Raw genomic sequence first — 19,131 nt, 5'->3', positions numbered from 1 at the left:
TTGACTATAAGTGATACACTGTGGTTTCGGAACAATTCGTATTGACGAGAATTTGAGAGAGTGGGGTCGCGATGATCATGGGAAATGTCTCGGAACGGCGCAAACAGCCGCCGCAGGTGGGTGTTTCCGTGGTTATTCTTGCTTTAGGGCCGGTCCAAAGATCCGGGAATGAAAATGGGATGGACACCGCTCCGAACGGTATAGGGTCCATGCTGTGGATGCCGCTGGTCAAGCGTGTGCGCCAACCGTTTCTTGGCCAATGGGCGCTTCCAGGAGGCGGTCTGCGCGCAGACCATTCGTTGGAGCAGTCCGCGTATGCCGCACTGGAATCGACTACGTCGCTTCATCCGAGATATCTCGAGCAGCTGTATACGTTTGGCGATCCGGCACGTTCGCATGGCGGGCTGCCGATGGTATCCATCGTGTACTGGGCGCTGGTCGGAGGAGCGGATGCGCAAACGGAACCTGTCGAAGGCAACAACGTCAAATGGTTTCCCGTCGATAATCTGCCGGAACTTGCTTTCGACCATCGTGCCATCATCGACTACGCCTTAAGCCGGCTACGGGGGAAAATCGAATATCCCCAGGTCGTCACGCGTCTGGTCGGTGAACGATTCACGCTGAGCCAACTGCACGACGTATATGAAGCCGTAACGGGCGAAGCCATCGATTTGGCGAATTTTCGCCGGAAAATGCTCTCATCGGGCCAGTTGGAGGATACCGGCGAAAAACTGCGCGTCGGGCGCAATCGTCCGGCCGCCGTATACCGGTACGTGCAAAGCGCGTTGCGACAATTTTCATCATGGGATTACAGCGTCAATCAGTCTAATCACGGAAGCCATGCAACCGGCAACGACGTGCTCGCCGCACTGACAACCGTCTGAAACCGCCGATATCCTGTCCACGCCCGAACAGACCGTGACACTGCCGAACCTGTCCGCAGGCTGCTCGATGGCCGACATGGCGAACATCGACCAGGTTGAGGACTGCTGGGAACAGCTCGGAGAAATCTGCGGCACTAATCCGGATGCCGACGGCAAGCAGCAGATCGTGCCGGTCACATATATGAACTCCTCCGCGGCACTGAAAGCATTCTGCGGACGCCACGGTGGCATCGTCTGCACATCATCCAATGCGCATGCCGTGCTCGAATGGGCCTTCGCCCGTGGCAAGCGCGTGCTGTTCTTCCCAGACCAGCACCTTGGCCGCAATACCGCTCTCGCCATGGGTATGAGCCTTGACCAGATGCCAGTGTGGAATCCGTACAAGCCTGCCGGTGGTGCCGAAGACCCGTCCGTGTACGCCGACGCGAAGATGATCCTGTGGAAAGGCTTCTGCTCTGTGCACCAGCGCTTCACCGTCGACCAAATTGAGCGTGCACGCAAGGCGTATCCGGGCGTCAAAGTCATCGTGCATCCCGAATGCTCGATGGACGTCGTCAACGCGGCGGATGGCACCGGCTCTACCGCGTACATCGTCAAAGAGATCGCCAACGCGCCGGCTGGTTCGGCCGTCGCAGTCGGCACGGAAATCAACCTCGTCAACCGTCTCGCCGCGCAGTATCCGGACAAGACCGTGTTCTGCCTCGATCCGGTGGTCTGCCCATGCTCCACGATGTACCGCATTCACCCCGCATATCTGGCGTGGGCGTTGGAGAACATCGAGCAAGGCAATATCGTTAACCGCATCACCGTGGACGAGGACACCGCGCGTGACGCCAAAATCGCATTGCAGCGCATGCTGGAGGTACACCCATGATCGTCGTAGTCGGAGCGGGTATCGCCGGACTGTGTGCGGCGCTCGCGGCAGCCGGAGACAGCCGTCTTGGCAGCGAAGGACTGTCCGCCGGCGGACGCGCGTCGATTCCGAAGAATGGCACATACCGACCGCAGGAAGTGCTGCTGGTATGCAAGGATAAGTTCGTCGAATCGAACACATACCACGCTCAAGGCGGTGTGGCCACTGCGATTTTCAATGACGATTCGCCTGCGTTGCATGCGACCGACACTATGGCTGCCGGTCATGGGTTGTGCGATCGCACCGCAGTCGACATTCTGACCGACGAGGGCGCACGTCGCGTACGTGAGCTTATCGGCGATGGATGGCACGTGGATCGCGACAGCGAAGGACATGTGCTGCGTGGGCTCGAAGCCGCGCATTGCCGTTCCCGCGTGGTGCATGCTGGGGGAGATGCCACCGGAAAGGTCTTGGAACTCGACGTCTCCGCCATGGTGCGGGAGAATCCGAATATCACCGTGCTGGAACATGCGTTCCTGAACGATGTGCTGGTGCGTGACGGTCATGTTGCCGGCGTGCGTCTGGCGGTTCGTGACGCTCAAGACGGTGTTGAGACACGTGTCGTCGATACGGACCGTGTGGTTCTTGCCACCGGTGGCGCGGGACGGTTGTTCCCGTACACCACGAATCCCGCGGTGGCGACTGGCGACGGCCTGGCCGCTGCGATTCGTGCAGGGGCGCAGGTCGCCGACCTGGAGTTCTACCAGTTCCATCCCACGGCTTTGGCTATCGGCGAGCATTTCCTCGTCTCCGAAGCCGTGCGTGGCGAAGGCGCGGTACTGCTCGACGAACATGGGCACCGTTTCATGGCCGACATCGACCCCAAGGCGGAACTCGCACCGCGCGACGTGGTGGCGCGAGCCAACTTCCGTACCATGCAGGCGCAAGGCGGCAAGCCGATCATGCTCGACGTTTCACCCATGGGCAAAGAGAACCCTGATCTGGCGGAATTCCTACGCCACAGGTTCCCGACCATCGACGCCTACACACGTTCGCTCGGCTTCGATTGGAGCAAGGAACCCATTCCCGTGGCTCCCGCGGCCCACTACTGGATGGGCGGCATCCGCACCGACCTGTTCGGACGAGCCAGCATCCCCGGCCTCTATGCGGCCGGCGAATGCGCCAGAACTGGTGTGCAGGGTGCCAATCGTCTCGCATCGAACTCGCTGCTTGAAGGCATGGTCTACGGATATCGCGCCGGCCTTGCCGCTGCGAATGACACCGACGGTACCGTTTGGCAACCGCAGGATTTCGACAACAGTGCGATCGAAAACATGCCGGTCTGCCAGCAGCCGATGCTGCTGCATATGCCGGATGCCACAACGCAGCCGAATGTTGCGCAATCGCTAGCATGGGACCGTGCACGCATTGAAGACGTGATGTGGAAGCACGTCGGCGTGATTCGTGACGGTGACAGCTTGTCCCAAGGCGTACGTGAACTTGGCGAAGCGCTCTCCATGGCGAATGCGGCGGACAGTGCGGATATGTCGAAAACCATCGTCCAGCCGACAACATATGCGGAACGAATCATCATGTGGGAAAACCGCAACCTGCTTACCGTGGGATACGTTGCTGCGGTTGCGGCAAGCAACCGTTGCGAATCGCGCGGCGCGCACACACGGCAGGATTATCCGACCAACAATCCGACGATCGCACATTCCATCGCCTACCAGATGTCATAACTGCTGCGCGACGAGAGACAGCGGAAAGGACCATAAATGCTGACCCGTCAGGTCATTCGCACGGCCGTCGAAGCCGCGCTTGAGGAAGATGCACCCAACGGTGACATCACCTGCGAAACCACCATTCCCGCCGAAGTCCACGGCACTGCAAGACTCGTGTCCAGACAGGAAGGTGTGATGAGCGGCATCGCCGTGTTCGAAGCGGCATTCGCCGCGCAGAACCCTACGATTCGTGTGCTCGCCACCATCAAAGATGGCGAACGTTTCGAAGCTGGACAGACGCTTGCCGAAGTCGAAGGCTCTGTGCGCGACCTGCTCACAGCGGAACGTGTGGCGTTGAACTTCGCGCAACGTATGTGCGGCATTGCCACCATGACGGCGGCCTTCGTCAAAGCGGCGGACGAAGCCGTAGAAACTACGGACTATCGAAAGCCGCGCACCTATGCGCGCACCCGTATCGTGGACACGCGCAAGACGACTCCGGGACTGCGTCCGTTCGAAAAGTACGCCGTCACCTGCGGCGGCGGACATAATCATCGCTACGGATTGTCCGATGCCGTCATGGTCAAAGACAACCATCTCGCGGCACTCGCCGAACAAGGCATCGATATGGCCGGGGCGATTCGCCACATCCGCGAACAAGTGGGACATACCACGCATATCGAAGTGGAAGTAGACCGTTTGGAGCAGATCAAAGCCGCGCTTGAAGGCGGCGCCGATACCATCATGCTTGACAACTTCTCCTTGGAAGACACACGCAAGGGAGTTGACCTTATCGCAGGCAACGCCATTGTGGAAGCCAGCGGTAACATGACGCTGGAACGTATACCGCAGGTGGCCGCCACCGGTGTGGACGTGATTTCCGTTGGCGCGCTCACCCACAGCGTGAGCAGCATCGACCTTGGACTGGATTGGAACTGAAGAAGCGCAGGGAGGACTGATGGAACACCTGTATTTGGACGCCGCCTCCACAGAGCCGGTCGGCGGCAACGTCATCAGCGTGATGATGCCGTTTCTGACCGAAGCGTACGCGAATCCGATGAGCGTGCACAGCGCGGGCAAAACCGCTGCACGCGCCCTCGAAGCTGCACGCGGGTCTATCGCAGCCGATTTGGGCGCGCGTCCGGATGACGTGATCTTCACTTCAGGCGGCACCGAAGCGGATAATCTTGCGATTAAAGGTATTGCGATGGCCCGCATACGTTTGCTGCGCGAATCGTATGGCGAGCAGGTGCGTCCGCGTATCATTGTGTCGTCGATCGAACATCCGGCGGTGTTGGAATCGGCCCGTTGGATGGAACGTTGGTTCGGCTGCGAAGTGGTGGAGATTCCCGTCGACCATCAAGCGCATATCGATTTGGACGCGTTGAGGGCCGAATTGGCTCAGAGCGATCTTGACAGCAGCTCCGACAGCGTTTCCGGAACGTCCGGAAAACCTTGTAACTGCACGCTGCTGGTATCGACGATGCTTGCCAATAACGAAGTGGGCACAGTGGAGCCCGTCAATGAAATAGCACGCATCGCACACGAACATGGCGTGCCACTGCATGTGGACGCGGTGCAGGCGGCGGGACTCATCCCCATCCGTATGCGCGAATGGGATGTGGACGCGTTGAGCTTGTCCGGACACAAATTCGGCACACCGAAGGGACTGGGGGCACTGCTGCTACGTTCCCGAGTTCCTGTCGAGCCGTTGATGAGCGGCGGTGGGCAGGAACGCTCCCTACGGTCAGGCACGCAAAATGTCGCCGGTGCGGTCGCATTGGCCGTTGCGTTGCGTGACTCGAACACACGAATGCATGAGATTGGACGCGCGCTGGTGGCTTCCCGGGATCGTCTGATCGATGCGGTGCTGCGTGTGGAACCCAGAGCACAGCTTACGGGGGATTCGCAACGACGGCTTCCGGGACATGCGTCGTTCGTTTTCCCGGGACTTTCCGGAGAAGCTTTGCTGGTCGATTTGGACGCTCGGGGCATCGCTTGCTCGTCCGGCTCGGCCTGTGCTGTCGGCCGTCACGAAGCGCCTGGCACATTGTTGGCGATGGGATATGATCCGGCAGTAGCAAAATCAGCCATTCGCATGACCTTCCGTGAGCCGCTCACACTGGAGCAGATCAACCAGATCGCCTCGGTAGTGGAGGAATCCTGCAACTCATTGCGTGGGGCTTCGACGGTCAGCGATCCGTCGATTAACGTCCAAGCGCAACAGGCGCTCGCCTGAATGCGGCACCGGCGAAGGTGTCGCAACGCTTCGCTAATATTGGTTCGGTTTGTGTGTAAGTACGATTTTTCAAGTACCGACAGCATGTACGTACCGAACGTTTACGCAAGAGAACAGCAATACTAAGAGAGGTTTCGATGGCGGTTCGCGGCGATATTCGAAATGTAGCGATTGTGGCACACGTCGATCATGGTAAGACCACGCTGGTCAATGCCATGCTGGCACAGTCCCACGTGTTCAACGAGCGTGAGGAAGTCCCGGATCGTGTGATGGATTCCAACGATCTGGAGCGTGAGAAGGGCATTACCATTCTCGCCAAGAACACTGCTGTGCAGTACACCGGTCCGCTGGCCGCCAAGTACGGGCATCCGGAAGGCATCACCCTGAACATCATCGACACCCCTGGCCACGCCGATTTCGGTGGTGAGGTCGAGCGCGGTATCTCCATGGTGGACGGTGTTGTGCTCCTTGTCGACGCTTCCGAAGGTCCGCTGCCACAGACCCGCTTCGTGCTGCGCAAGGCGCTGGAAGCTAAACTGCCGGTTATCCTGTGCGTGAATAAGACTGATCGCCCGGATGCCCGTATTGAAGAAGTCGTGGGTGAATCCTCTGACCTGTTGCTCGGCTTGGCCCAGGATGTTATCGAGGAAGGTATTGACCTCGATGAAGACGCACTGTTCGACCTTCCGGTCATCTACTGTGCGGCAAAGGCTGGCTATGCTTCCGAAAACCAGCCGGAAAATGGCGGTCTGCCAGACAATGAAGATCTCGAACCGCTATTCGAGGCCATCATCAAGAACATTCCGGCTCCGGAATATGAGGAAGGCGCTCCTCTTCAGGCACACGTCGCCAACATCGATTCCTCCGACTTCCTTGGACGACTCGGCTTGGTGCGCATCTACAATGGCACCCTTGAAAAGGGTAAGACCTATGGACTGTCCCGTGTGGACGGTTCCATTGAAAACTTCCGTGTTTCCGAACTGTTGCGTACGCAGGGCCTTGAGCGTACTCCGGTTGATTCCGCAGGTCCTGGCGACATCGTCGCAGTCGCAGGTGTGAACGACATCATGATCGGCGAGACCATCGTCGACCCGTCTGATCCGCGTCCGTTGCCACTGATTCACGTTGATGACCCGGCCATCTCCATGACTTTCGGCATCAATGATTCCCCGCTTGCAGGCACCGAAGGCAAAGACCACAAGCTTACTGCCCGCATGATCAAGGATCGTCTCGACCGCGAGCTCATCGGCAACGTGTCCATCAAGGTGCTGCCAACCGAGCGTCCGGATGCTTGGGAGGTCCAGGGTCGTGGTGAACTCGCACTGGCCGTGCTCGCCGAGCAGATGCGTCGCGAAGGCTATGAGTTGACCGTCGGCCGTCCGCAGGTGGTCACCAAGACCATTGACGGCGTGATTAACGAGCCGATGGAAAACACCACCATCGACGTTCCGGAAGAGTACATGGGCACCGTCACTCAGCTGCTTGCTGACCGTAAGGGCCGTATGGAGAACATGACCAACCACGGCACCGGCTGGGTCCGTCTGCAGTTCATCGTCCCGTCCCGTGGCCTGATTGGCTTCCGTACCGCGTTGCTGTCCGCCACCCGCGGCACCGGTATCGCATCCTCCATCTCCGCCGGCTACGCTCCGTGGGCCGGTCAGATTGTGACGCGTCAGAACGGCTCCATGGTCTGCGATCGTAAGGGTATCGCCACCCCGTACGCTATGCAGCGTCTGCAGGCGCGCGGCAACTTCTTTGTTGAGCCGCAGTCTCCGGTGTACGAGGGCCAGGTCGTCGGCGTAAATAACAAGCCGGACGAGCTTGATGTGAACATCACATTGGCCAAGCATATGACCAATATGCGTTCCTCCACCGCAGACGTGCTCGAAACCCTGACTCCGCCGATCAAGATGAGCCTCGAAGAGTCCTTGGACTTCGCCAACGAGGACGAGTGTGTGGAAGTCACCCCGGAATCTATCCGTGTGCGCAAGATCATTCTCAGCCGTGAGGACTGGTATAAGTGGCGCGCCAAGCAGCGTCGACAGAACAACGCTCAAAATAACAAGTGATTTTTTGCGTTGTTTTTGCGAAAAGAGATACGTGTTCTCACGTATCTCTTTTTCTTTTCAGGTTAGCGAGAGATAGTAGAAATATGACGCAACAGATGAAGCAATCGTACGGTACGGATGAATCCAATCAACGGATGGTGGCTGATGTACGATTGATGCCATGGTCGTACCGACTACCGATATGGGGACGATTCTTGATCGATCTGGCTTCTGGAATCATAGTTGGCATGATAGGAACCATGGCTCACCGTATGGGGGCATCCGTGAACATTCCCTACGGATTACTGATCGCCTATCTCATGGTAATCATCTCAACATGGTCCGCTCGATCGCGTGACGGCGTTTCAGGCCTCGCATTGCATCTGATTGGTTCTTCCCTGGCGGTCTGGACGGTGATGGCTGGGTATGGTCCTGGCGGAGATGCCATGATTCCCGTTGGATTCGGCGGAGACGATTCCATGCCGTTCTTCAGTGAGCAAGCGGGATATTTTTGGTTATATGGAGTCGTGCTCATTCCGATCGTGATGCTGGTATTACCGAAATGTTGGTTCGTTACGCCTCCGCGCAAGAAAACGCATGATGATGCGTTTGTTGTCTACCCCCAAACGAGAGGGCCCGAAACGTCTGGCAGCGCTCAGCCAGTGAAATGATTAGCAGCTGATTCCATGTCAATGAGATAAGGTGCATGGAAACACCAAGAAAAGAAATGGGGTTGAATGAGCGCACGCAAGCTGTTCTATCTGGGTCCGCAAGGCACCTTCACCCATCAGGCCGCGGTCAATGCATCGCAGGAGCTGGCCCATCTCGAACCCGAAGGGTTCGAATTGGTGGCTTTGGACGATGTGCCGCAGATTCTCGAAGCCGTGCAGCAGGGTAAGGGCTGGGGCGTCGTGGCATGGGAAAACAATGTCGAAGGCTACGTGGTACCGAATTTGGACGCGCTGATCGACGCCAAAGACCTGGCCGGATTCGCACGCGTGGGCGTCGACGTTACTTTTGACGCGTACGTGCGTGCGGGATCCGATCCGGAAGATGCCACCGTAGCCACCGCGCATTCGCATGGACTCGCGCAATGCAAACGTTTTATCGCGGAACATCGTTTGCGGCCGGTTCCAGCACCATCCAATGCCGCCGCATGTCGAGACATTAAAGCGAACGAAATAGCCCTTGGGCCAAGCATCTGCGGTGAACTTTACAACGTCACATGCATCGGCACCGCCGTGCAGGATTATCAAGGCGCGCAAACTGATTTCCTTGTGCTCGCCCCGCGCAAGGAAGCAGAGAAACTGTTGGAACAGCCACGTTCCCAATCCGGTATAGAATACGAGTCCGTGTTGACGCTTATCCCGCTCGTCACCGGCCCTGGCGTACTTGCGAACCTGCTGGACGTATTCCGCGACGCAGGACTCAACATGACAAGCTTCATCTCACGGCCAATCAAAGGACGTACAGGCACCTACAGTTTTATCGCGACGCTTGATGCGGCGCCGTGGGAACAACGTTTCCACGATGCTCTGGTCGAAATCGCAGAACATGGCGACTGGGCCAAAACTCTGGCCGTATATCCGCGTAGAGAACGCCCTAATCCTCCAGTCACCTCATGGATGCTGCCTCAGGGAGGCGTACGTCTTGACGAACGGCATCTGCCAGACGATTGGCAGAACAGTGAAACGGTCAAAAAGGAGCTGATGTGGTGAAGCAACGTATCGCAATCGTGGGTCTCGGACTTATTGGAGGGTCTCTGGCACGCAGGCTCGTCAATGCGGGCTGCGAGGTCGTCGCATGGAACCATAACGATCGGCCATATGAAACCGCGGAGGCGGACGGCATACGATGCGTGCCCACGCTGGCTGTGCTTGCCGATGCAAAGCCTGACGTGCTTGTGCTATGCAATCCGCTTAAAGCCATGCCGCAAATTCTGGGTGCACTCAAACCGCTGATCGATCCGAGCGTCACCACGCTCACCGATGTAGGCAGCGTCAAAGAAATGGTTAGGGAACAGGTCAGGGCCGTAGGGTTGGAACACTGCTATGTAGGGGCGCACCCCATGGCCGGCAATGAGCTATCTGGGTGGGAATCGTCGGATCCAACGCTTTACGACGGTGCTCTTTGGGCCATTACCGTGGATGAAAACACTGAATATCAGCGTTTCCGTGCCGTTGCGACAATGATCGTCGACCATTGCGCGAATCGTCTCATCGTGCTCGACGACACGACCCACGATCGTTGCGCGGCACTGATCTCTCACATGCCACACGTCATTTCCACGGCCATGATCAACGAGCTGGTGGCCAATCCCAATCGAAACATCGCGGCAGCGCTCGCCGCCGGCTCGTGGCGAGACATGACCCGTGTTGCGCTGACCGATCCGAACCGTACCCGTGCAATGGTGGAAGAGGATGCGGCCAATGTTGAAGCGTTATTGCGCAACATGGCCAATCGCTTGACGCTTATGGCCAATGTGCTGCATGGCATGGCCGCGCAGCAGGGCGCGCCCACTGCGGGCGATGATAAGGAAATGGCGCGTTTCTTCGTACAGGGGCAGCCATTCCGTGAGTACAAGGCTCTCACCAAAGAACCTGATTTCGCAGAACATTGCGAAACGATCGAACTGGCAATTCCCGAGACCGGTTGGCAGCAGATGCTTCTGGAATCGGCGCGTAGGGGAGAGCATATTGTGCGATTCGACGGCTACCGTCAAGCTATGGCACAGGTGCGTTCCTCAGTGTGACGCGTTATAGGCGCGGCCTTGTCATGGAACGTTCCGGAACCGGTTTGACGGTGACGATGGTGTCGGCGGGAATACTGACACGTTGCTCCGGGCGCGAACCGTTAGCTGCCGCATCGCGCGTCATTTCCAATGTCTGCCCGTCCCAAGAACGTACGTGACCGACATAATCTCGGAATTTCATGCGCTGGTCCTTTGGATCGACACCTTCGCAGGTGCGCACCACAATGCGTGCACCTGCTGGAATTTCGTTTGGAATCGGCATAATCTCCCCTTCGAATAGACGATTATTGACGGATTCGCTGAGCGAACGCTACTGGACAGCATAGTTGGTCTCTTTTCAAGTTGTGCCGGAATTTCGGTTTCTATCGGAGAATGGACACATAATGGAGAGAAATTCATGGATTTGGGCTTGCTATTGAGCTCGGGAAAGGCTGATCGGCATGCTGTTCGATGAGAGCGTAGAGGCATTCGACACATATCTGAAAGCCAACCGTGGATTGAGCGAAAACACACGGAAGGCATACCGAGGCGATGTCGAAGAATGTCTGCTTGCCTTGGAACGGCTTGGATGCAGGAACCTTAACGAGGTGACCATCGAAGATCTTCGCATGTGGATGGCGGAATCATCGAAAAAACATGCGAAAAGCAGCATGGCCCGAAAAACCGTGGCGGTACGTGGTTTTTTCGCGTGGACGCATGAGCATGGCGTGACGACGACGGATCCGGCTTGTGTGCTCATGACTCCGAAAATACCTGATACGTTGCCGGATGTGCTCAGCGAATCACAGGCCGAACAGCTGATGGAACGCGTGGACGAGGACAGTGAAACGTCTCAGCCGAAGGAACGGACTATGAAGCAGCAGGCCATTGAGCTGCGTGACGCTGCAATGCTGGAACTGTTGTATGCGACGGGCATGCGTGTGGCTGAACTGGTGGGACTCGATGTACCGGATGTGGTCTTTTCCAATCGGACGGTCAAAGTGACCGGCAAAGGCAACAAACAACGAGTCATGCCATTTGGCGCTCCGGCGCAAAAAGCGATACGTCGGTGGTTGGATGATGGGCGTCCCCTGTTGGTGGGGGAGCAGTCCGCAGCTGCGTTGTTTCTTGGGAGACAAGGCAAACGCATTGATCAGCGGATGGTACGTCGTGTGGTGCACGCATGCGCGCGTGATGCCGGCGTTCCCGACATTAGTCCTCATGCTCTGCGGCACAGTGCCGCCACACATATGCTTGACGGGGGAGCTGATTTGCGTGAGGTGCAGGAGCTCCTGGGACATTCCTCGCTGAAGACCACGCAACGGTACACGCATGTCTCCATCGAACAGTTGAAAGCCCGTTACGGACAGGCGTTTCCACGGGCATGACACGAATCGGCAAAGTACGCTGACAGCGAACAGATATATCCGTGTCCGTCCATACGCACGATGCGGATAAGTTGTTCCGGCGATAAGCGGGAAAAACGGTTGTTTTATCAGATGATGAGTTTTGATTTGACTATTTTGCATGGGCCTCCCTCGGATATGGAGTGGTTGTCCCTCAATCGAGTGATAATGAACCCACCATCAGAACGAAGACGGACGTTGATGCCACGGTATTGACGCCCGCCTTCTTTTTGAACAGGGTCTTACGGCTCTGGAAATAATGGATAAGGAGAATATGAATTCCATGAAGAAGAAAGCTCTGGCTTTCGCTGCGGCCGCATGCGCATTCGGTATGCTGCTCAGCGGGTGCGGCTCTTCCAACGGTGACTCCACCGCTGACAAGGGTTCCAACGTCATCACCGCATACAATTCCGAACCGCAGAACCCGCTCATCCCGGGCGACTGCAACGAGACCGGCGGCGGCAAGCCGCTCGACCTGCTGTTCTCTCGTCTGATTTCTTTCGATGCCAAAGGCAATGCCTCCAATGAGGTTGCGGAATCCATCGAAGCTAACGATAACGCCACCCAGTACACCATCAAGCTCAAGGATGGTTGGAAGTTTACCGACGGCACCCCGGTGACCGCCGAATCCTTCACCAAGGCATGGAGCTACACGGCCAACGCCAAGAACGCCCAGCTCGGCTCCTCCTTCTTCTCCACCATCAAGGGCTATGACGCGCTGCAGGACGGAGACAAGCTCAAGGGTGATGAACAGCTCGAGGGTCTGAAGGTCGTCAATGATAAGGAATTCACCGTCGATCTGAACCAGTCCGATTCTGTGTTCGCCATCAAGGTCGGCTATACCGCGTTCGCCCCTCTGCCGGAATCCTTCTTCAAGGATCCGAAGGCCTTCGGCGAGAAGCCGGTTGGCAATGGTCCGTACAAGTTCCAGTCTTGGGACCATGACAACCAGATTGTGCTGGTGAAGAACCCCGATTACAAAGGCAATCGCGTTCCGAAGAACGACGGCGTGACCTTCAAGGTTTATACCAAGGATGAGGCCGCTTACGCTGACATCCAGTCTGGTTCCCTTGACGTGATGGAATCCGTTCCCGCCTCTGCCACCAAGACCTTCGAAAAGGACTCCACCGTGCAGGCCTATAACAAGGCTGGTTCCGTCATTCAGCAGTTCACTATTCCGTCCAATGTGAAGCATTTCGAGGCCGGTACCGAAGAAGGCACCCTGCGCCGACAGGCCATCTCCATGGCCATCAACCGCCAGAACATCTGCGATAAGGTGCTCAACGGCACGGGCACTCCGGCCGCCGATTTCACGTCCCCGCTGACCCCGGGCTATTCCGATTCCCTCACCGGTTCCGACAACCTGAAGTACAACGAGAAGAAGGCCAAGGAACTGTGGGATAAGGCAAACGCCATCAGCCCGTGGACCGCTGACGACAAGCTCACCTTTGCGTACAACGCCGATGGCGGTCACGAGGTCATTTACACCGCTGTCGTGAACTCCATCAACAACGTGTTGGGCGACGGTGTTGCCGCCACCAACCCGTACCCGACCTTCAACGATTTCCGCACCGCCGTGTCCGACCGTAAGGTGAACGGTGCGTTCCGTAGCGGTTGGCAGCCGGATTATCCGTCTGCCGAAAACTACCTGATGCAGAACTTCGCGTCCTCGTCCGCCGATGGCAATGGTTCCAACGACGGTGATTACAAGAACTCCAAGTTCGACGATCTGTGCAACCAGGCCGCCGCCTCCAAGACCACTGATGATGCCAACAAGCTGTATCAGAAGGCGCAGGAAGTGCTGCTCAACGACCTGCCGGCCGTTCCGCTGTACTACGCCAATGCCTATGGTGTGGCCTCGACCGGTGTTTCCGGCTTCGAGATGAACTGGCAGAACCTGCCGGTCTACGAGAACATGACCAAGTCTGGCAAGTGAGCCGTTCTCTGATTTGATTTCGTAGGATCGGTATGAAGGAAGGGACGGATTCGAATATCCGTTCCTTCCTTTCCGCGTAATAAACAGGACTTCCATCGGAGGTCCGATGACGGCTGGACATGCGGCATCAACAGAAGATGTCCGCGCATGGGGTATATTTTCAACTGTCTTTCATGAAACTGTAATATAGAGCACTGTGGTGCAGTATCACTGATACGTAACGGGGCAAGCGCCGGCCGCCCCGGGCCCCTGACCTATACGTGCGAACGTTAGGGGAGAAGCCGCAAACGGCTGGCGAACGAGTGAGTAATCAAAAGGAGAAACCAATGGGCAAGTATCTTCTGCGACGCATTCTGCAGATGATCCCTGTGGTTCTCGGCACGACGCTTCTGGTGTACGCCCTGGTGTTCGCGTTGCCGGGCGACCCGGTCAAGGCGATGTTCGGCGATAAGCCGGTCAACGAAGCGGTCGCGGCCCAGATCCGTGCCGAATACAATCTGGACAAGCCGTTCATTGTCCAGTATCTGCTGTTCCTGAAGAACGCGCTGACCCTCGACTTCGGCAAGACCTTCTCTGGGCAGCTTGTCATCGACGTGATCGGCCGTGCCTTCCCCGTAACCATCAAGCTCGCCCTGATGGCCTTCGTGTTCGAGGCGGTTTTCGGTGTGATCTTCGGTGTGATCTCCGGCCTGAAGAAGGGCAAGTGGTGCGATACCGTCATCCTGATCTTCTCACTGCTGCTCATCTCCGTGCCGACCTTCGTCACCGGCTTCCTGTGCCAGTACTTCCTTGGTGTGAAATGGCGTCTGCTGCCGGTTACCGCCGGATCGAATCCAGGCTTCCTCGACCTGCTGATGCCGGCCATGGTGCTTGGCTCGGTATCGATGGCGTACATCATTCGTCTGAGCCGTACGGAGATTTCGTCCAACATCGCCCTCGACTATGTGCGCACCGCGCGCGCCAAAGGCATGAACAACAAATCCGTCATGCTGCGCCACGTGTTGCGCAACTCCATGATCCCTGTCGTCACCTATCTGGGCCAGGATCTTGGCGCACTGATGAGCGGCGCGATGATTTCCGAAACCATCTTCAACGTGCATGGCATCGGCTACCTGACCTATCAGAGCATCCTCAAGGGTGAAGGCAACCTGGTGGTGTCCATCGTGACGCTGCTCATGCTGATCTTCGTGGTCTGCAATCTGCTGGTCGACATGCTGTACGCCGCGCTTGATCCGCGAATCCGTTACGCGTGAGTTGAGGGAGGTAACAAGAAATGACCGAAATGAATGAGACCAATCCTTTCACCGTGCTTCCGGGACAGGAACGCTATGTGGCACCGCTCGATGAGACGCCTCTGAAGGCCGTCGACTCGATGGATGAATCCGCTCCGGCCTCAAGCATGTGGGCCGATGCGTGGCGCACCCTGCGTAAGAACCCGTTGTTCATCATCTCCGGACTGCTGATTATCTTCATCGTGTTCGTGGCGCTGTTCCCGAGCGTATTGACCAAGCAGAACCCGAACTACTGCACGCTCGACAATTCCCTTGATCCGGCTTCCGCTGGCCATCCGTTCGGCTTCGACCTGCAAGGTTGCGATGTTTACTCCCGTGTGGTCTACGGCACCCGCACCTCGTTGAGCGTCGGCGTGTTCGCCACACTGCTGGTGGTGCTGCTCGGAACGCTGATTGGCGCAATCGCAGGCTTCTTCGGAGGATGGGTCGACGCCGTGCTGAGCCGACTGACTGATATCTTCCTCGCGCTGCCGATTCTGCTTGGCGCCATCGTGGTGCTCCAGATGTTCAAGACGAGCAGCTCCATCTGGAAGATCATCCTGGTGATGACGCTGTTCGGCTGGACCTCCGTGGCACGAATCGCGCGAGGCGCGGTGATGGAAGCCAAGAACCTCGAATTCAACACGGCATCCACCGCACTGGGATCCACCCCGATCCGCAACCTGTTCCGTCACATCCTGCCGAATTCGCTGGCCCCGATCATCGTGGTCGGCACCACCTCGCTGGCCACCTACATCGTGCTCGAGGCCACGCTGAGCTTCCTGGGCGTTGGTCTGCCCACCACCACGGTCAGCTGGGGCGGAGACATCTCCAACGCGCAGTCCATTCTGCGTACCGACCCGATGGTGCTGTTCTACCCGTCCGCCGCACTGGCCATCACCGTGCTGGCATTCATCATGATGGGTGACGCCGTCAAGGACGCGCTCGATCCGAAGAGCCGTACGGCCTGAGTGTAAGTGAAGGGATATTCGATGACTGAAATGAATACCGAGAACAACCTCGAGGCCATGCAGCGCGCCCACGGGCCGCTGTTGGAGGTCAAGAACCTTCAGGTCGACTTCACCACTGATGAAGGCAAGGCCGTGCATGCCGTGCGCAACTCGTCCTTCAGCGTGTATCCTGGTCAGTGGGTGGCCATCGTTGGCGAATCCGGTTCCGGCAAGTCCACCTCCGCCATGGCCGTGCTTGGCCTGCTTCCGGGAACCGGCCATGTTGTCGGCGGCTCCATCAAGCTTGATGGACAGGAGATTTCCGGCTTCAAGCAGAAGGACTTCGACAAGCTCCGTGGCAGCAAGATGGGTCTTGTCCCGCAGGATCCGATGAGCAACCTGAACCCGGTGTGGCGCATCGGCACCCAGGTCAAGGAAGCGTTGGTGGCCAACAACATGGACATCGACCACGAAAAGCGTTCCGAATTCGCCAAGGCTTTGGCCGACGACGAAGTGGAGCTCAAGGGCAATGACGACGAGACCTTCCTCGGCTCCAAGGAACTGCCTGATCTGACCGCCGCAGCCAAGGAAGCTCTTGTCAAGATCGGCAAGAGCGGTGACGAACTTGACAAGATCATGGCCCGGTTCGCCGAGGAATGGGTTCCGGGATCCGAAACCCGCTGGCGTGTGGCTGATGGCCTGATCAAAGCCGGCGTGAAGGACGATGACGCATGGTACATCGCCAAGAAGTATGTGGTCGGCTCCACCATGGACGACCGCATCGCCGGTCTGCTGTCCGAGGCCGGCCTGCCTGACGCCGCCACCCGTGCCCGCCAGTTCCCGCACGAATTCTCCGGCGGCATGCGCCAGCGCGCGTTGATCGCCATCGGTCTGGCCTGCCGTCCGGAACTGCTCATCGCCGACGAGCCGACCTCCGCGCTCGACGTGACCGTGCAGAAGAAGATCCTCGACCATCTGCACATGCTGACCGATTCCCTGGGAACCGCGGTGCTGTTCATCACCCACGATCTCGGTCTGGCCGCGGAACGCGCCCAGCACATCGTGGTCATGTACAAGGGCCAGGTTGTGGAATCCGGTCCTTCCCTGGAAGTGCTGCAGCATCCGCAGCATCCGTATACCAAGCGTCTGGTCGCCGCGGCGCCGTCCTTGGCCTCTCAGCGCATTATCTCTGTCAAGGAGCATGGCGGCGATGCCACCGCGGTCATGGAACACGCGGTGAACGAGGATTCCCTGAAGAAGGGCGAAGCCATCATCACGGTGGACCATCTGACCAAGGAATTCAAGCTGCCGCGCAAGAAGGAGATGTTCAAGGCGGTCGACGATGTGAGCTTCTCCATCAAGAAGGGCACCACGCTGGCCATCGTCGGCGAATCCGGTTCCGGCAAGTCCACCGTGGCCAACATGGTGCTGAAGCTGCTCGAACCAACCGCCGGCACCGTCACCTATGACGGCAGGGACATCTCCGGCTTCAAAGGCAAGGAGCTGCTTGACTTCCGACGTCACGTGCAGCCGGTATTCCAGAACCCGTACGGATCGCTCGACCCCATGTACTCCATCTACCGGTCTATCGAGGAGCCGTTGCGCATCCACGGCATCGGAGACAAGAAGAGCCGTGCCAAGCGAGTGCGTGAACTCATCGACATGGTGGAACTGCCGGAATCGGTGATGAGCCGTTACCCGAACGAGCTTTCCGGCGGCCAAAGGCAGCGCATCGCCATCGCGCGCGCCATGGCCCTCGACCCGGATGTGATCGTCTGCGACGAAGCCGTCTCCGCATTGGACGTGCTGGTGCAGGACCAGGTGCTTCGCCTGCTCAACGACCTGCAGGCGGAAAAGGGACTGAGCTACCTGTTCATCACCCATGATCTGGCGGTGGTACGCCAGATCGCCGACGAAGTCGTGGTGATGCAGCACGGTAAGCTGGTGGAACACGCCACCACCGACGAGGTCTTCGACCATCCGAAGAAGCAGTACACTCGCGATTTGCTGGACGCCATCCCGGGCGGCAAGCTGCAGCTCGGACTCGACTGATCGCGTCCGCCGTCTGGAAAACCTCCCTCCTTCCGAGGGAGGTTTTCTTGTATTCCGGCTACTCTAAGACGTTATGACGATCACAATCACGACTTCGAATGTGAATGGAATCCGCGCGGCGAAACGCAAAGGCATCGAGCAATGGGCTGCGAAAAACACGCCGGACGTATGGTGCATGCAGGAGGTACGTGCCCCCCAAAACGAAATCGATCCCATCTTCGACGAATTCGGTTTCGAATACGCGACCGCCGGACGCGTCGATGACCAAAGCGAACTCAATCGCATGAACGAAATCTGCCGTATCAAAGGGCGTGCCGGCGTCGGTTTACTGTCGACATTGCCTGTTGTCGAAAAGCGGTATGGTTTGCCGGGACTTGAGGAAGACGTCGATTCCGGACGCTGGATCGAAGCGGATGTGCAAACTCCGCAAGGCTATGTCATTACCGTGACCTGCGTGTATGTGCATGCGGGAAATACCGATGATCCGGAAAAAATGAAGCAGAAATACCGTTTTCTCGACACCATGCTGGCACGCATGGAACAGTTGCGTGACGAGGCGGCACACGGCGGAAAACAAGCGGTGCTCTGCGGTGATTTCAACATCGCACACACGCCGCTCGACATCAAAAACGCCAAAGCCAACGAAACGCATGCCGGATTTCTCCCCGAAGAGCGCGCATACGTCGACAAATGGCTGGGAGAACTGGAGTTTGTGGATGTGATGCGTGATCTTGCCGGAGATATCCAAGGGCCGTACACATGGTGGAGCCAGCGCGGTCGTGCATTCGACAACAATGTTGGCTGGAGGATCGACTATCAGTTCGCAACACCGGAACTGGCGGAAACGGCCTGCGGATTCGTGATCGATAAGGCTCCGACCTACGACCTGCGCTGGTCCGATCATGCGCCGCTCAGCATTATGTATGACATTTAAGCCATCTTTTACCGTGAACAGACTGGGAATTGGAATATCACGCCCCGATTCCCAGCTCATATTAAGCATGGGTGCTAGGCTTGTCACGGTTGCAACCGTTATG

The 19,131-nt window shown here is 57.6% G+C and carries 15 protein-coding genes and 1 pseudogene; 15 read left to right on the top strand and 1 reads right to left on the bottom strand.

Annotation, left to right across the window (positions count from 1 at the left end; translation table 11 throughout):
• The first annotated feature begins 71 nt into the window (after positions 1–71).
• The 9 genes and pseudogenes from BBCT_RS05975 (at position 72) to BBCT_RS05935 (ending at position 10,500) form a co-directional block, all read left to right on the top strand.
• Positions 72–884, top strand: coding sequence for an NUDIX hydrolase (locus BBCT_RS05975; protein ID WP_003834369.1), 813 nt, complete (start codon positions 72–74; stop codon positions 882–884).
• A pseudogene (gene nadA / locus BBCT_RS05970) lies at positions 880–1,758 on the top strand (quinolinate synthase NadA); the annotation flags it as partial. The gene BBCT_RS05975 and the pseudogene nadA, both read left to right, overlap by 5 nt.
• Positions 1,755–3,479, top strand: a complete 1,725-nt coding sequence (gene nadB / locus BBCT_RS05965) for an L-aspartate oxidase (RefSeq protein WP_003834371.1) — start codon at positions 1,755–1,757, stop codon at positions 3,477–3,479. The pseudogene nadA and the gene nadB, both read left to right, overlap by 4 nt.
• A gap of 36 nt (positions 3,480–3,515) precedes the next feature.
• Entirely contained in the window at positions 3,516–4,400 is an 885-nt protein-coding gene (nadC, locus tag BBCT_RS05960) for a carboxylating nicotinate-nucleotide diphosphorylase (RefSeq protein WP_003834372.1), read from the top strand.
• 19 nt (positions 4,401–4,419) lie between these two features.
• Entirely contained in the window at positions 4,420–5,700 is a 1,281-nt protein-coding gene (locus BBCT_RS05955) for a cysteine desulfurase family protein (RefSeq protein ID WP_003834373.1), read from the top strand.
• Positions 5,701–5,837: 137 nt separating this feature from the next.
• On the top strand, positions 5,838–7,769 hold the full coding sequence (gene typA, locus BBCT_RS05950; RefSeq protein WP_003834374.1) for a translational GTPase TypA: 1,932 nt from the start codon (positions 5,838–5,840) through the stop codon (positions 7,767–7,769).
• Between the two features lie 83 nt (positions 7,770–7,852).
• Complete coding sequence (locus BBCT_RS05945) at positions 7,853–8,419, top strand: hypothetical protein (protein WP_003834375.1); 567 nt, start codon at positions 7,853–7,855, stop codon at positions 8,417–8,419.
• A gap of 66 nt (positions 8,420–8,485) precedes the next feature.
• On the top strand, positions 8,486–9,466 hold the full coding sequence (locus tag BBCT_RS05940) for a prephenate dehydratase domain-containing protein (protein ID WP_003834376.1): 981 nt from the start codon (positions 8,486–8,488) through the stop codon (positions 9,464–9,466).
• The gene (locus BBCT_RS05935) at positions 9,460–10,500 is read left to right on the top strand and encodes a prephenate dehydrogenase (protein ID WP_003834377.1); all 1,041 of its coding nucleotides are present in this window, start codon (positions 9,460–9,462) and stop codon (positions 10,498–10,500) included. The genes BBCT_RS05940 and BBCT_RS05935 overlap by 7 nt, the downstream gene beginning before the upstream one ends.
• Positions 10,501–10,504: 4 nt before the next feature.
• Here the strand turns inward: BBCT_RS05935 and BBCT_RS05930 are convergent, their stop codons facing one another.
• Positions 10,505–10,762: a DUF6725 family protein gene (locus BBCT_RS05930; protein WP_003834378.1), complete on the bottom strand. Its 258-nt coding sequence runs from the start codon at positions 10,760–10,762 to the stop codon at positions 10,505–10,507.
• Between the two features lie 178 nt (positions 10,763–10,940).
• Here BBCT_RS05930 and BBCT_RS05925 point away from each other — a divergent pair, with 178 nt between their 5' ends.
• The 6 genes from BBCT_RS05925 to BBCT_RS05900 all read left to right on the top strand — a co-directional run bounded on the left by BBCT_RS05925 (position 10,941) and on the right by BBCT_RS05900 (position 19,028).
• Positions 10,941–11,867 carry a tyrosine recombinase XerC gene (locus tag BBCT_RS05925; protein ID WP_003834379.1) on the top strand — a complete coding sequence of 309 codons (927 nt, stop codon included), beginning with the start codon at positions 10,941–10,943 and terminating at the stop codon, positions 11,865–11,867.
• Between the two features lie 301 nt (positions 11,868–12,168).
• On the top strand, positions 12,169–13,821 hold the full coding sequence (locus BBCT_RS05920; RefSeq protein ID WP_033513305.1) for a peptide ABC transporter substrate-binding protein: 1,653 nt from the start codon (positions 12,169–12,171) through the stop codon (positions 13,819–13,821).
• 326 nt (positions 13,822–14,147) lie between these two features.
• Entirely contained in the window at positions 14,148–15,074 is a 927-nt protein-coding gene (locus BBCT_RS05915; RefSeq protein ID WP_003834381.1) for an ABC transporter permease, read from the top strand.
• A 20-nt stretch (positions 15,075–15,094) separates the two neighbouring features.
• Positions 15,095–16,063, top strand: coding sequence for an ABC transporter permease (locus tag BBCT_RS05910; protein ID WP_003834382.1), 969 nt, complete (start codon positions 15,095–15,097; stop codon positions 16,061–16,063).
• Positions 16,064–16,084: 21 nt separating this feature from the next.
• Positions 16,085–18,094 carry a dipeptide ABC transporter ATP-binding protein gene (locus tag BBCT_RS05905; protein ID WP_003834383.1) on the top strand — a complete coding sequence of 670 codons (2,010 nt, stop codon included), beginning with the start codon at positions 16,085–16,087 and terminating at the stop codon, positions 18,092–18,094.
• A 73-nt stretch (positions 18,095–18,167) separates the two neighbouring features.
• Positions 18,168–19,028 (top strand): exodeoxyribonuclease III, encoded by an 861-nt coding sequence (locus BBCT_RS05900; RefSeq protein WP_003834384.1) that lies wholly within the window; start codon positions 18,168–18,170, stop codon positions 19,026–19,028.
• Positions 19,029–19,131 lie beyond the last annotated feature (103 nt).

The organism is Bifidobacterium catenulatum DSM 16992 = JCM 1194 = LMG 11043, from assembly GCF_001025195.1.
GTDB lineage: Bacteria > Actinomycetota > Actinomycetes > Actinomycetales > Bifidobacteriaceae > Bifidobacterium > Bifidobacterium catenulatum.
Note: the sequence above shows the minus strand (reverse complement) of the source record. Positions and strands in the feature narration are given on the sequence as shown.